9 protein-coding genes and 1 pseudogene are annotated in these 15,177 nt (G+C 36.9%); 4 read left to right on the top strand and 6 right to left on the bottom strand.

The features are described from left to right. Position 1: 1 nt before the first annotated feature. Positions 2-2,164, bottom strand: a complete 2,163-nt coding sequence (fadB, locus tag AC27H3_RS16290) for a fatty acid oxidation complex subunit alpha FadB (RefSeq protein ID WP_487107827.1) — start codon at positions 2,162-2,164, stop codon at positions 2-4. Positions 2,165-2,566: 402 nt separating this feature from the next. On the opposite strand from fadB, the gene AC27H3_RS16285 reads away from it, so the two are divergent. After that, complete coding sequence (locus AC27H3_RS16285; RefSeq protein WP_487107826.1) at positions 2,567-4,423, top strand: YfiR/HmsC family protein; 1,857 nt, start codon at positions 2,567-2,569, stop codon at positions 4,421-4,423. A gap of 299 nt (positions 4,424-4,722) precedes the next feature. On the opposite strand, the gene AC27H3_RS16280 is transcribed toward AC27H3_RS16285, so the two are convergent. Continuing rightward, positions 4,723-5,007 (bottom strand): MazG nucleotide pyrophosphohydrolase domain-containing protein, encoded by a 285-nt coding sequence (locus AC27H3_RS16280; RefSeq protein WP_085305777.1) that lies wholly within the window; start codon positions 5,005-5,007, stop codon positions 4,723-4,725. A 149-nt stretch (positions 5,008-5,156) separates the two neighbouring features. Between AC27H3_RS16280 and AC27H3_RS16275 the strand changes: the two genes are divergently transcribed. Next, positions 5,157-6,341 (top strand): MFS transporter, encoded by a 1,185-nt coding sequence (locus AC27H3_RS16275; RefSeq protein WP_487107825.1) that lies wholly within the window; start codon positions 5,157-5,159, stop codon positions 6,339-6,341. 50 nt (positions 6,342-6,391) lie between these two features. On the opposite strand, the gene AC27H3_RS16270 is transcribed toward AC27H3_RS16275, so the two are convergent. Continuing rightward, positions 6,392-8,620, bottom strand: a complete 2,229-nt coding sequence (locus tag AC27H3_RS16270) for a bifunctional diguanylate cyclase/phosphodiesterase (RefSeq protein WP_487107824.1) — start codon at positions 8,618-8,620, stop codon at positions 6,392-6,394. 360 nt (positions 8,621-8,980) lie between these two features. Here AC27H3_RS16270 and AC27H3_RS16265 point away from each other — a divergent pair, with 360 nt between their 5' ends. After that, positions 8,981-9,889, top strand: a complete 909-nt coding sequence (locus AC27H3_RS16265; RefSeq protein WP_487107823.1) for a TIGR03899 family protein — start codon at positions 8,981-8,983, stop codon at positions 9,887-9,889. Positions 9,890-9,976: 87 nt separating this feature from the next. On the opposite strand, the gene AC27H3_RS16260 is transcribed toward AC27H3_RS16265, so the two are convergent. The 3 genes from AC27H3_RS16260 to AC27H3_RS16250 are packed head-to-tail and all read right to left on the bottom strand — an operon-like array spanning position 9,977 to position 14,284. Next, positions 9,977-10,738, bottom strand: coding sequence for a phosphoadenylyl-sulfate reductase (locus tag AC27H3_RS16260; RefSeq protein ID WP_487107822.1), 762 nt, complete (start codon positions 10,736-10,738; stop codon positions 9,977-9,979). Beyond that, positions 10,731-12,473 carry an assimilatory sulfite reductase (NADPH) hemoprotein subunit gene (cysI, locus tag AC27H3_RS16255; protein WP_487107821.1) on the bottom strand — a complete coding sequence of 581 codons (1,743 nt, stop codon included), beginning with the start codon at positions 12,471-12,473 and terminating at the stop codon, positions 10,731-10,733. Before cysI ends, AC27H3_RS16260 begins: the two co-directional genes overlap by 8 nt. After that, complete coding sequence (locus tag AC27H3_RS16250; protein ID WP_487107820.1) at positions 12,473-14,284, bottom strand: assimilatory sulfite reductase (NADPH) flavoprotein subunit; 1,812 nt, start codon at positions 14,282-14,284, stop codon at positions 12,473-12,475. The genes cysI and AC27H3_RS16250 overlap by 1 nt, the downstream gene beginning before the upstream one ends. A gap of 488 nt (positions 14,285-14,772) precedes the next feature. On the opposite strand from AC27H3_RS16250, the pseudogene AC27H3_RS16245 reads away from it, so the two are divergent. Beyond that, positions 14,773-14,958, top strand: a pseudogene (locus tag AC27H3_RS16245) (IS630 family transposase); the annotation flags it as partial. Positions 14,959-15,177: the final 219 nt, after the last annotated feature.

Below are 15,177 nucleotides of genomic sequence, written 5' to 3'. Positions count from 1 at the left end.
CCTAAGCTGTTTTTACGTCTGTAGTGAAATATGATTGGCCTGTTTTAGCCATTGCGCGCATACCATCAGTAACTTGGTATATTTCGCCTAAGTGTGCGTACTTATCTGCCATTGCAATAAAGTTATCTAAACCTAGTGTTTCTAAATAACGAATTGGACCACCTCTAAATGGAGGGAAACCTAAACCGTATATCAAGCCCATGTCAGCTTCAGCTGCAGTATCAACTACACCTTCTTCTAGACAACGCACCACTTCATTAACCATAGGGATCATCAAGCGAGCGATTGTTTCGTCTTGAGTAAAGTCTTTTTTCTCTACGCTAGTAAACAGGTCATAAGCTGCTTGAGCTGCAACTTTCGTTGGACGACCACGCTTATCTTTACCGTAATCGTAGAAACCTTTACCGTTTTTCTGACCTAAACGTTTTTCGTTATATAAAGCACTTACGGGGTCATTATCAATTTTAGTCATACGGGTTGGGAAACCAGCTGACATAACACCCGTACAATGATCAGCCGTATCAATACCAACAACATCTAGTAAATAGGCTGGGCCCATAGGCCAACCAAATTGTTTTTCCATAACTTTATCAACAGCAACAAAATCAGCACCTTCAAGTACTAATTGGCTAAAGCCGGCAAAGTATGGGAATAAAACACGGTTGATATAAAAACCAGGACAGTCGTTTACTACGATAGGTGATTTACCCATTTTCGCAGCGTAAGCAACAACAGCAGCAATGGTTTCATCAGAAGTTTCTTTACCACGTATAACTTCAACTAGTGGCATTTTATTTACCGGGTTGAAGAAATGCATGCCACAGAATTTGTCTTTACGTTTTAAGCTTTCTGCTAGTAAGTCAATTGAAATAGTTGAAGTGTTTGAGGTAACAATAGCGTCTTCGCTAACGTAGCTTTCAACTTCAGCTAAAACCATGGCTTTAACTTTTGGATTTTCTACTACAGCTTCAACAACAATATCAACATCTTTCACGCTGTCGTAGCTTAATGATGGTGTAATGTTATTTAACACGCCAGCCATTTTTTTAGCATTCATGCGGCCGCGTTCAACCTGCTTAGTTAAAATACCTGCAGCTGTTGATAAGCCCAAATCAAGCGCTTGATCATTAATATCTTTCATAATAATTGGCGTGCCTTTATAGGCTGACTGGTAAGCAATACCACCACCCATAATGCCTGCACCCAATACTGCAGCTTTATTCACGGCTTTAGTTGCTTGCTTACCAGCTTTTTTAGCTTTACCTTTAACAACCTGATCAGCCATGAATAGGCCAATTTGTGCCGTAGCCGTGTCAGTTTTTGCTAACTTTGCAAAGCCTGCATTTTCTAATGCCATTGCGCCAGCACGGTCTAAACCAGCTGCTGCTTCAATAGTTTTAACCATGACCATAGGCGCTGGGTAATGTTTACCCGCTTTAGCGGCGATCATACCTTTACAGGTATTAAAGGTCATAATAGTTTCTACTGGAGAAAGCTTTAATGCTTCTAGCTTAGGCTGACGTTTAGCACGCCAATCTAATTTGCCTGCAATCGCTTGATTTAACATTTTTAGTGCAGCTTCACGTAAATGCTCTGGCGCTACTACTGCGTCAATTAAGCCTACAGCCATTGCTTGCTCAGCTTTAAAAGCTTTACCTGTCGACATCCACTCAACAGCATTATCAGCACCAATAACACGTGGTAAACGCACGGTACCACCAAAACCAGGTATTAAACCCAATTTAACTTCTGGCAAACCGATTGAACACGTTGTATCAGCAATACGGTAGTCACAAGCTAAGCTCATTTCACAACCACCACCTAACGCAAAACCATTAATAGCGACAATAGTAGGTAAATTTATATCTTCAAATGAGTCAAAAACGTCAGAGCCTTGTTTTATCCAAGGCATTAATTCAGCTTCTGGCTTTTTAAATATCTCTAAAAACTCGGTGATATCAGCACCAACGATGAAAGAAGACTTACCAGAAGTAACAAGTACCCCTTTTGCTTCACTGCAATTATTAATCGCATCAACTACAGCGATATATTCTTTAAACGTTGCCTGATCAAACTTGTTAACTGAGCCTTGTGCATCGAATTTAAATTCGACAATGCCATCATCTAACAATTTGGCAGAAAGGCTTTTGCCTTGAAATAACATGCCTACTCTCCTGACTTTTGTGGGTCTATCAATGGTAATACGTAATCATAGACTACTACCGAGCGTGTGAATATTAAGCTTACACCTTAAATTTAATTAAGGTGTAAAAGAAATAAAGTGCCCTGAGTTTGCCTTGAAAGATGCTCGAAAGCAAACTTTTTTAAACAAGCGTTTTAATTAAGTGTATTAATATTGATTTCAGCTTAAAATAATGAAAATGATGATTACCTTAATAAATTTCTATCCCCCTAGACTTGTTCGTATGTACTGTTTTTAATGAGTCCAAGGTATCTTCTGAATTGAATTAATCCTCTCGGTAGTTAACTTATTAATAAGCTTATTGATTTAAGATAAATTCAACGTACTATATAGCCATAATAATAATATTTAGTAAGGGATGTTATGAAAGCGGTGTTTCTAAGATTAAAATCAAGTTTTATGTTACTTATTTTTAGCATGGGCTTAGCTGTAGGGGGGCAAACTCTGGCACAAGCAGAAACGATAGATAATGAAAAAGCTATTTTAATTAGTAAATTAGCAAGATACGTTAGTTGGCCTGCTGAAGCTGAACAACGAAATTTTGTTATCGGCGTCTACAAAGATGAAGAAAAATATGAATATTTCACTAATTTTTTTGAAAATAAAGGTGTTAAGGGTAAAGACATTTCCGTACGTGTGGTAAACACGCTTAGTGATGCCAAAAACGTCCATATTTTATATATATCATCACCGAATCAAAAAAGATCATTAAACTTAATAGAGAGACTTATTGGTGATTCATCCGTTTTACTAATCACCGAAGATTCTAATAACCTTCCTTTGGCTATGGTTGATATTTCACTTGACCAAGAAGACTCTAAAATTGATTTTAAAGTTGTTGAGGCCAATATTTTTGATGCAAAATTAACAATGCCTGACTTGTCTTATTTGGTAGATAACCAAGAGAATGATGACATACTTTCAGTAAGCCCTACTTTTGCGCTAAAGAGTCAAAGAGCAAAAGAATTATCATCACTTAAAAGCAAAATAGAGCGCCAAGAATCGGCATTAAGCGAACTTAATAAAACTTTAACTTTAAGTAAAGAAAGCTCCCAAAAATATTACGTTGCTTTACAGCAGAAGGAAGAACGCTTAGAAACAGTCCAACAAGACAACGCTAAAAAAAGTGAAAAAATTAAGTCTATAGATGAAAAATTAAAGCGCTTAGAAACTCAATTTAATGAGCAAAAAGAACTATTAGAACAAAATCAGCAAGTTTCAGCGATTAACGTTGATGGTAATAATGAAGAAACCGATACGCCCCCCATTGAACTATCCACTGAACTAAATGATGAACTTCAAGTAAAGAATGAAGCACTTGAAAAACAAAATGAAGAGCTTAAAAAGCAAAATCAAATACAAAGTAATAGCGTTATAACCTTAACTAAAGCCGTTAAGGAAAGTGAAGGCCAAACAAGCTTTCAAATGCTATTTTATGTTTTCCTTGTTATTTCCATTATTGCTTTAGTCGCTGCATATATAATATGGAAAAAAGCTAAAGATTCAGCGTTGCAAACTGCCGTACCTTCAAATAATGAAGACAGTCAGTTATTAACTGCAAGAGAAGAACAATTAATCAAATCAGAAAATTTTGCTGCCATAGGATATATCGCTACTGATATTACCTACGCTGTTGGTTTATCTTTAGATGATTTACAAGCTAAACTTGAGACTGCTGGCGATACTAAAAATTCAGCAACACTTAAACCCATTGCGGCCCTATTGACGAACTTTAATTTAATTGCCGCAGACCAAGACGACACTAGCCCTCAAAACTTTGATGTTATCGCTTACATCCAAAAAATGATGATGCTTTATGAATTTGAATTTAGCCAAAGTGACATTCTTTATACTTATTCTGGTGAGAAAGAACTAAACATCAAATCAGTACCAAGTTATATTGCATTGATATTATTGAATATAGTCAATAACTCTTTGAAACATGGCTTTGATAACAATGGCAACGGCAAAATAGCACTAAAAGTTGAAAAAGGACCTAAAGGCGGCGCTAAAATAATTTACTCTGATGATGGTAGAGGAATGAGTAAAGCCACATTAGGGCAAGTGTTTACCCCATTTTTTACAACTCAAAGCAGCCGCGGCTACGTAGGCGTTGGTATGAGTACGACATATGACTTAGTTAAGAAAAAATTAGCTGGTGATATTAAAATCGATAGTCAAGAAGGCAAAGGAACAACCGTTACTATTACCTTACCTTAAGTCCACTAAACTAAGCTTCGCTCTTGAGTTTAGTATGACAAAGTCGAGTAATTGGTGTGCTAACACACCTTTACTCGATTTATGGTAGAACGTTTTAATTGCTGTGTCAGCTTAAATGCCCTTGTAACAATATCTACGTAAGTCCCACTTTAAAATATAACCCGAAATTAGGTCTTCGTATTCAATCATAAGTCGAAAACGTGTGAGCCCGCAACAGACTCCTTGCACGTTTTTACTTTCAATTAGATATAACCTAAGCAGTTGCATAAAATCGGTTACGGGTACTTTAACGCGAGTAACTACTTAATACGTCCGCGGGTCCCTCTTTGCTCATTTTTTTTCATTTTATTCAATAATTCTTGCTCTATATTTATGCCGTGCCAATGTGCAATATCCAACACACGCAAGACAATATCGGCAAGCTCTTCAGCAAAGTCGTGAGTTGGTTCTTCACCACGACATTCATTAATTGCTTCTCCTACTTCAGAAGCCACCAAAGCCAGTGCCTCTAAGGTAGTTTTATTATGCCACCCCATACGTTCAACCCATTCATAGTTGAGCTCTGCTATTTTGTTAATGTTCATTAATGCCTCAATAGTAGCTTTATTCCAATTGGTTTTATGTTGATTTTAAAACAGTATTAACATGCCTTTATATGCAGCTTTCATTATGTATTTCCTGCGCAATTAACTTACAATAACCTGCCCATCAACACTATAAAACTGAAATTAACATGCCAACAAGTACAAAGTTACGCTCGCCAGAGAATTTACTATTAGCGATGGCCTTTATTATGCCTCTCGTTTTTTCTGTTTGGATGGCGATGTTAAATAATTTTGTTATTGAGCGAGCGAGTTTTACCGGTATAGAAATAGGCATACTGCAAAGTTTAAGGGAAATACCTGGATTTCTTGCCTTTACCGCTATTTATGTTTTATTACTAATTAAAGAGCAAAGATTAGCCTTGCTTTCACTCGGCCTAACGAGCCTAGGCGTTGCAGCTACAGGCTTTTTCCCATCGGTTGTCGGCTTATACCTTACTACAGTTATTATGTCAGTTGGCTTTCACTATTTTGAAACCGTTAATCAATCGCTTACGTTACAGTGGATCAAAAAAGAGAATACCGCACACTTTTTAGGTAGAGCTTTATCTGTAAAATCTATCGCTTCCTTGCTTGCTTTTGGCAGCATATGGATATTAATGGAGCAGTTTGCATGGGGTTATAAAGCAACTTATTTATTGTTTGGAGGTATTGCTTTAGTTTTTACTATCGCGTTGGCTATATCATTTCCATCTTTTGTGGCTCCTGTTGAGCAATCACGTCGTTTAATTTTGCGAAAACGATACCTACTTTATTATGCGTTAACTTTTTTTAGTGGCGCTCGCAGACAAGTTTTTGTCGTATTTGCGGGGTTTCTAATGGTAGAAAAATTTAATTATAGCGTAGCAGATGTTAGTGCATTGTTTATGATTAATTATGCCTTTAATTGGTTGTTTGCCGCAAAAATTGGCAAGTTTATTGGTCGAGTTAGCGAACGCTATGTACTCAGATTTGAATATATTGGGTTAACGATTCTATTTGTGCTTTATGGTGTGGTTGATAACGCTAACCTTGCCGCCATTTTATATGTAGTTGACCACTTATTTTTCGCACTCGCCATTGCCATAAAAACTTACTTTCAAAAAATAGCCTTACCTGAAGATATAGCTTCAAGTGCAGGAGTTAGCTTTACCATTAACCATATTGCGGCAGTTGTTATTCCTGCGCTATTAGGCATGGTTTGGTTAGTTAATCCATCATGGGTATTTTATATTGGAGCAGGCTTTGCTTGTTGCTCTTTATTACTCACCTTTTTTATGCCTTTAGTACCAAAGCTAAATGTAGAGTTTCGTAGAAAAGAAAAAGCACTTGGTTAACAAGTGCTTAAAAATAAAGTTTAAGATCAATATAACGCGAACAATTAAACCTACTCTCGGTTAACTTTCTCTAAAAAGCTGAAGAACTCATCTGCAGGCATAGGTTTCGCATAATGAAAGCCTTGAACTTCATCACAACCTAGCTTTCTAAGCTCTACTTCTTGCTCTAACGTTTCTATGCCTTCAGCGACGACGTTTAAACTCATTTGCTTACCAAGGTTAATAATTGTATCGGCAATTATTGATCCTCCTGGCATCACAATATCACTAACGAAAGCTCTATCGACCTTCAAACGATCTAGTGGGAGTTTTTGTAAGTAGCTCAGAGAAGAAAAACCTGTTCCAAAGTCATCAAGCGCAATGCTAATGCCCTGCGCCTTTAATTTAATTAAAGCATCTATAATAACTTGAGGTTCATCCATCAGGACATTCTCAGTAATTTCTAACTCTAATTTACTGGTATCTACTTGATTAAATTTTGCTATTTCTATTACTGTATCAACAAAATTATCACGCTTAAATTGCGGGATAGAAACATTAACCGAGATGCTGACATCATTAAATTTGCTGGCTGCTAGTTTTTTAAGTTGTTGGCACGCTTGCTCAACAACCCAATTACCAATTTCAATGATTAAGCCTGAATATTCAGCTAATGGAATAAATACAGCAGGGGAAATAAACTTACCTTCTGCTGTTTTCCAGCGTAATAGTGCTTCTGCCCCAATAACTTTTCCAGAAGCCAAACTTAATTGTGGCTGATAATAAAGCTCTAAACGGTTATCAGCAAAGTCAGTACGTAATTGCCTGATCATCCCTAAGCGCCAAAGTGTTTTATCTTCCATCTCTTGGTGATAATAAACATAGGGTTCATGTAATGATTTTTTGGCTAAATTAAGTGCAATATTTATTTGATTAAGCACTTTAACACCACGAGAACCTGCTGAATTTTTTGCACAAAATCCAAAACAAGCATTAATCAACAAGTTTTGCTCACCAACTGAAAAAGGTTGGCTAAACAAAGCGGTCAACGTTTCTGGGTTCACCCACTCTTTAGGGCCAATAATACCAAAAACATCGGCTCCAATTCTGGCCAAATGATTTTTTTCGCTCAAAGTACGAATACGAGCTGATACCGCCATTAATAACTGGTTACCAATATCTTGCCCTAAACCGTCATTAATATCGCTAAAGTGATTAATATCTATGAGTGCAGTTACCAGTTCATCGTTATCACTTTGACAAAAATCATCAAGCAAATTTACAAAGTCTAAACGATTAGGTAAGTCTGTTAACCAATCTTTATAAGCCGCGTTACGCAGTTTTTGAAAAAGATGAACATTTTCATAACCTGTAGCTATATTAGTTAAAAACACTTCAATAAGTTGAACTTCTATTGTTGTTAAGGCTTTATTTAACGCCAAGTGAATTACGGCTCTAAAGCCCCCACTAGAAAAATAAAATGTTGCAGACTCCGAGTCGAAAAAATGCTTTTTCTGTTGAAAACAACGGGTGATTTGGCTATTGACATCTTTATCTTCTAAAGTAGATAACTTTGTGTTTATAGCAGCTTCAGACAAGCCGGATTGCCCTAAAATATACAAACTTAAATCGTCAGCACCATTAATAATACCTTGCCCTCGCGAGCAAAAAACACTGCTGTTACTATCAACTAACATGTTAAATTCAGCTAAAACACCACTAGCGTAGCCATGAACAGTGTGTTGCCCAAGTAAAGTACCAGCAGCGCCAATAATTTTTTCCAAACCTTGTCTATTTTTAGTAACCGACTCAATTTGCTGATATGAACGAATAGCAGCATAAATTGTAGTGACCAATTTACGGCGGGTTAATTCTGTTTTAGTTTTGTAGTCATTTATATCGTAGTCTTTTATTACACTTTCTTCAGGTGCGTAACCTGGTTGTCCGGTGCGTAACACAATACGAATATCATCACGTTTTAATTGCTCACGTATATGCTTAACAACAAGAAGACCAGCATCATCGCTTTCCATAACAACATCGAGTAGAACCAGGACAATATCGTTGTGTTGTTCAATTAATTTACAAGCGTCTTGGCCTGAGTAGGCGTGTATATATTCTAAGTGGCGACCTAAAACGACAAGATCTGATAAGGCAAGCTGAGTTACTGAATGGATTTCAGGATCATCATCTACAATTAATACTTTCCAGGTATCTGTTATAGCGGGATCAAATATTTCATCTTCATCGCTATCATCGATAAACAAAAAATCGTCGTTGGTATTTTCGGAAACTTGCATATCATCCTCAATGCACTAGTAAACAACAACTAGCTGAATTTTTGAACACCGGTCTCATTATAAATTGTCACCGTATAATAAGTATATAATAAAATTAGGGTTAAGATTATTCAATAATTCATTTTAGTTTTAATAATATTATCATTTACATGCAGTATAGATACTAAATCATTCAAAAACACATTAATTAATATACAATAAAACTTAAACGCTTATAAATTAAAGATAATATTTTAGCGTTTGTAAGGTTTTTTGAAAACTTAAATCTAGTAGGAATCATTAATTTTTACACTATGATTAATTTGTCGGCGATGTTATGTTGGTTCGATAACAAATTTTTAGTTTTCGAGGGGCCATTGAGTGTCTAATTCAGCAGATGAAAATAAAATAATTGAGCATACTAGCGAGCAAAATAAGTCTGTGATTATCGAACATGAAGGTAAGGCTACCCAGCATAAAAATTCTACTTCAACCGCAAATGCTTCTTCACAAAAACAAATTTTACTCTTAGCTAAAAAATTCTCACTTAATGCTGCATTTTTGCCTGAAATTAAACAAGCTCCGATAGAAGATAGAGCTTTAAAGCGTAAAAAAATTGATGAATTACGTAAACAACAAAATATGGAAGCTATAGTTTTACGCGCTATTCAATACTGTTCTGATGAAAATATTACCGATAGAGCTGACCAAGATTGGTTTAGTTCTTTTATTACATTAGCCGAAGGAATTAGCAATAAAAGTATGCAAGACTTATGGGCGAAAATTTTAGCAGGCGAAGTATCTAAGCCTGGCTCTTTTTCCCTTAAAACATTACAAACGTTTCGAACCATGAGCATAACAGAAGCTAAATTATTGGCAAAAGCTTGCAGTTTAGCTATGTCGGATACACGTAAAAGAAATATTCGTGTCATCAGTGGTGCTTATCAAATTCCTAGGTTATTTAACTTTTTTAATAAACAGCGACAACAACAAGTAGATCTTAATCAGGCTGGGCTCAGTTACGCAGATATTTTAACCTTAGCCGACAACCATTTAATGTTTGAACAAGAAACGGAAAGCCACCCTCTAGCTAAAGGTGAAAAAATTCAGTTCAACTTTAATGGTAAACCCGTTAGTTTTGTTGCGAAAAAAACCGATTGCATTTTGACCTTTTACAAATTCACGCCAATTGGTACAGAGCTCGCACATTTGATTAACGACAATATAAATGAAACTTATCTGTCGGATTTAAAAACAGGACTTTCGGAAAATTTTTCTATTAGTGGCTAAATGATGTGAATATTATTGACGGAATATCCTCTTCAACAATTTTTAAGCAAAAAAAAATGCGACCAGCGCATTTTTTTATTGTGTAGGCTAAATACCATCACCATCAGTATGTAAACCACATTCTCTTTGCATACCTGAAAAGCGCGTATCACTTTCGTCCATACCTGCCGATAGTGGGCGTGTACTATGTACATCGCCAACAGAGACATAGCCTTCATCCCATAATGGGTGATATGGCAAATTATGTTTAGTCAAATATTGGTGAACATCTTTATTTGTCCAATCAATAATTGGGTGTACTTTAAATCGCCCACGTAAAATACTAACGACTGACAAACCTTCACGGTGACTTGATTGCTGTCTGCGTACCCCTGAAAACCATGTACCTGCTTGCAGTTCGCTTAAACCACGCTCTAGTGGCTCAACTTTATTACGACGGTTATAAGCCTTTAAAGAAGCCTCGTCTTTCGACCACTCTTCACCATATTTTGCTTGTTGCCATGCCGCACTTTCTTTCGCGCTATACACTTGTAAGTTTAAGTTTAAACGCTCAGTCATTTTTTCAATAAACTGGTAAGTTTCAGGAAACAAATGCCCTGTATCTGTTATTAATACAGGGATATTAGGATCAATTTGCGTCAACATATGAAGCATCACCGCAGATTGAATACCAAAACTAGACGATAGTACAAATTGCGATGGTAAATTTTCCATCGCCCATTCTGCACGTTGAGTAGCCGACTGCTTTTCTAACAATTCATTCCACTGTTTTAACCAAGGCTCTGGTAACGATGCAGGGAATTTATTGTTTATTACGGGCGGTTTACTCGCTTGAATAATATTAGTCATGAAAATCTCGCTTGCTGACTATTACTTCTTCAATAATACCAGCTCTAATAACAAAATCGCCAAACGCTTCAGCTGTGTTTCTTTCTGCAACCCAGCGAGCAACTAAACTGTCGATTTCATCTAAAATATCTTCCTCATTGAGGTTCTCTTTATACATTTTAGGAATTCGCGTACCAGCGATATTACCACCTAAATGCATGTTGTATTTGCTTGGGCCTTTACCAACTAAGCCTATTTCGGCCAACATTGCGCGACCACAACCGTTTGGACAACCTGTAACACGCAAAATAATGCTCTCGTCTGCCACATTGTGTTTAGCTAATATCGTTTCAACATTGCTAACTAGCCCTGGCAAATAACGTTCTGCTTCAGCCATTGCCAATGGACAGGTAGGAAATGCTACACAAGCCATTGAGTTTTTACGTTGTGTAGACACATCGTCAGCCATTAGGCCATGAGCTCGCGCTATACGTTCAATTTCAGCTTTGTCTTCACTAGCAACACCGGCAATTATTAAATTCTGATTTGCTGTCATGCGGAAATCACCTTTATGGATTTTCGCTATTTCTGCCATGCCTGTTTTTAACGGTAAGTTTGGTTTATCAAGTAATCGACCATTTTCAATAAATAGTGCTAAATGATGCTTCCCTTCAAAACCTTCAGTCCAGCCGATACGATCACCTCGGCCTGTAAATTCATAAGGACGACTTTGTGCGAATGTAATACCTGCACGCTTTTCAACTTCTGCTTTAAAAGTATCAACACCAACACGGTCTAATGTATATTTGGTTTTAGCATTTTTACGATTAACACGGTTCCCCCAATCACGTTGAGTAGTAACTACAGCGGCTGCTACATCTAACGTTTTGTCTAACTCAACAAAACCGAAATCATCGGCTTTACGTGGATAAGTAGATTTATCGCCATGAGTCATGGCTAAGCCACCACCCACTAATACGTTAAAACCAATAAGCTTTCCTGCTTCAGCAATAGCAATGAAGTTCAAATCGTTTGCATGCACATCAACATCATTTTGCGGTGGAATTACTACAGTGGTTTTAAATTTACGTGGCAAATAGTTTGCACCTAATATAGGTTCGACTTCTTTACCGTCTTTGCCTTCTTCAATTTTTTCACCATCCAGCCAAATTTCAGCATAAGCACGTGTTTTGGGTAATAAGTGCTCACTAATTTTTTTAGCCCACTCATAAGCCTCTTGATGTAATTCAGACTCAACAGGGTTAGTCGTACAAAGTACATTACGATTTACGTCACCCGCAGTTGCAATTGAGTCAATACCATACTTGTTTAACGTTTGGTGCATTAATTTAATATTAGGTTTTAATACGCCATGAAACTGAAACGTCTGGCGAGTTGTTAAACGAATACTACCGTAACTGGTTTTTTCATCTGCAAATTTATCAATCGCTAACCATTGTGTTGGCGTAATAATACCGCCAGGCATACGAGCACGAAGCATTACATTATGTAATGGCTCAAGCTTTTGCTTAGCGCGTTCGTTACGAATATCACGATCATCTTGCTGATACATGCCATGCGTTCGGATTAGTTGAAAGTTATCTGCGGTAAAACCGCCGGTAACATTATCTTTTAAATCTTCAGTAATTGTGCCACGTAAATAGTTACTTTCTGCTTTTAATCTTTCATTATCAGCATGTTTACCTTCGACAATTAAAGGGCCGTTTGCCTGATCTTTATTGGTTAAGTCAGTCATTAGTATACATCCTTCTGGTAACGCTTAGCGTTACGTAAATCTTTTAAGTACTCAGTTGCTTGTTCTTCAGATATTTGGCCTTTGGTCGCTATAATAGATAACAACGCTGCTTCAACATCTTTAGCCATACGGCTCATATCGCCACATACATAGATATGTGCACCACGCTCAAGCCAAGCAAATATATCATCTGCATTTTCTAACAACCTATCTTGAACATAAATTTTTTCAGCTTGATCACGAGAAAAAGCTAAATCAATTTTAGTCAGTAATCCCGACTTCAAATATCCTTGCCACTCAACTTGATAAAGAAAATCTTGAGTGAATGTTTGATCACCGAAAAATAACCAGTTATCACCACTGGCTTCAGTCGCTTCACGCTCTTGCATAAAAGCTCTAAAAGGGGCGACTCCGGTACCAGGGCCGATCATAATAACGGGTGTTTCACTACTTGTAGGTAAACGGAAGTTATCATTGTGTTCAACAAACACTTTAACTTCACCGCCTTCATCTATGCCGTGAGCTAAGAAACCAGACGCACCGCCTTGACGGCTGGCATCTCCAGCTTGATACTGAACAAGGCCTACAGTTAAGTGAACTTCTTCTTCGACTTCACTTTGTGATGAAGCAATTGAGTATAATCTCGGTGTTATTTTTCTTAACGCTTCAATGAAATCTTGCGCGCCTACTTTAGTCTCATTTGCTAACGGTGCAGACTTAACGACATCTACAACTTGGTGATTAGCTGCGTACTCACGTAAAGCTGCTTTATCTTCAAGTAAGTTAAGTAAACTAATCGCTTGTGATTTAATTGCCCAAAATTCGATAAACTGAATTGAAGTTTGTGTTATCTCAAATGTTGTCTTTAACGCCTCAGCAATACTCATACTTTGGTCAGCTACAATAATGAGTTCTTTGTCGTCAAATCCAAGCTCAGTAATAAGCTCATCAACTAAACTAGTAGAGTTATCAAACCAAACACCTAACGCATCACCAGCTTGATACGTTAAACCAGACTCGCCTAGATCAATTTCGATATGTCTAACATCTTTGGCTGAGTCTCTGCCTGTAATTTTTTGGCTAACTAACAACTCTGCAGAGTAAGGGTTTTGCTTGGTATATATATCTTCAGCTGTTGAATCATTAGATAAAGCAACAACATTATTGGTAGTAGTATCACTACCCAAAAGCTCTTTAGTTTGTTTGATAACAGCATCTGACCAAGTTTTTGCATCAGCTTCATAATCAACATCACAGTCAATACGCGGTGCTATTCTTTTCGCACCAAGCTTTTCAAGATTAAGATCGAAATCCTTTCCTGTTTGACAGTAAAATTCATAGCTAGTATCACCTAAAGCAAGAACACTATATTTTAAGTGATCCAATTTAGGTGCTTTCTTAGATGCTAAAAACTCATGTAATGCAATAGCATCATCTGGTGCTTCACCTTCACCATTTGTACTAGCAACAATTAGCAAATGCGTAATATTCTTAATAGCTTTAGGCTTTATTTCGCCCATACTTTTTAATTCTACAGTTAAGCCTTCAGCTGTAGCTTGTGCCGCTAAATTTTTAGCAACACCTTTAGCATTGCCGGTTTGTGAACCGTATAAAATGGTTAACGTAGGTGCTACGGCGCTCGAAACAGCTACTTGAGCAACACCAGTTTCAGGGTTTTCAGCTTTTGCAGCTAAATAGCCACTAGCCCACGCTAACTGTAGCGGAGAAAGATCATTGATGCTTTGCTTGAAAGAAGCCAATTGATTGGTATCTAGCATTGTTTGGTTTAATTTTTTCTGTTCCGGCAACATTCGAATATACGCCCATTACTAATTTATAAGGATAGAATAAGCTTATTTTAGCGGAAAGAAAAAGAATAGAAATGGCTTTTTTATACAAAAATAGAATATAGAGGTTTTAGCTTACCTATCGCGCCCTTTATAGATGAATTTATATATTCTTGTATCAGTGATAATATAATATGTTTGTGTAATAAGCTTTAAGTTTGAAGCTGTCAGCTGTCAGTAAAAACCTACCAGTCATTGAAGATTTGCAACTAAATAGTTAGCAGCAAAAGCTATATGTTTTAAGTTTTTAGTAATTGACTTTGAGCTATCAGTAATAACAATTGATTTAATGAATCGATCAATTTTCAGTAGCAAGGCGCTTGATTGATTAGGGTATGGATGCCCGTAAGTAGAACAATGCAGGAGCAATTGTCGAGCAATAGCAGGCAATTGGGATTGAAAGCAACGTAGATACTGGATAATTAAACCGCTTTAGAATGATCGATGGTTTATATCAATTGGTAGTAAACCCAATTGAGCAAGTGTGGCAATGGCTAAGAAAAAACTGCTTGGCCAATAGATATTTTAATGGCTATGAAAATATAGTTAATGAATGCAGCAATGCTTGGAATATCTTCAGAAGTGACATAAAAAGAGTAATTTCGTTATGCAATCGTGACTGGATTATGCTGATTTAATGCTTACGCAGATTGGTAAAATATCAGAAAGAGGCAAATGTGAGGCATGAGTTTTAAGCTTTTAGTAATAAGCTTTTAGTTTGAAGCTGTCAGCTGTCAGTAAAAACCTATCAATCATCGATGTTTTGAAGCATATAACTAAAAACTGATAGCTATTTTTTTGATATCTTAAACTGACAGCTGACAGCTCAAAACTGATAGCTATTTTTTGTTGGATTT

The organism is Colwellia sp. NW0002-52-1, from assembly GCF_057550865.1.
Note: the sequence above shows the minus strand (reverse complement) of the source record. Positions and strands in the feature narration are given on the sequence as shown.

Coding starts and splice junctions, on each gene's coding strand:
- fadB (WP_487107827.1), bottom strand. CDS start 2,164: ATGTTATTTCAAGGCAAAAGCCTTTCTGCCAAATTGTTAGATGATGGC.
- AC27H3_RS16285 (WP_487107826.1), top strand. CDS start 2,567: ATGAAAGCGGTGTTTCTAAGATTAAAATCAAGTTTTATGTTACTTATT.
- AC27H3_RS16280 (WP_085305777.1), bottom strand. CDS start 5,007: ATGAACATTAACAAAATAGCAGAGCTCAACTATGAATGGGTTGAACGT.
- AC27H3_RS16275 (WP_487107825.1), top strand. CDS start 5,157: ATGCCAACAAGTACAAAGTTACGCTCGCCAGAGAATTTACTATTAGCG.
- AC27H3_RS16270 (WP_487107824.1), bottom strand. CDS start 8,620: ATGCAAGTTTCCGAAAATACCAACGACGATTTTTTGTTTATCGATGAT.
- AC27H3_RS16260 (WP_487107822.1), bottom strand. CDS start 10,738: ATGACTAATATTATTCAAGCGAGTAAACCGCCCGTAATAAACAATAAA.
- cysI (WP_487107821.1), bottom strand. CDS start 12,473: ATGACTGACTTAACCAATAAAGATCAGGCAAACGGCCCTTTAATTGTC.
- AC27H3_RS16250 (WP_487107820.1), bottom strand. CDS start 14,284: ATGTTGCCGGAACAGAAAAAATTAAACCAAACAATGCTAGATACCAAT.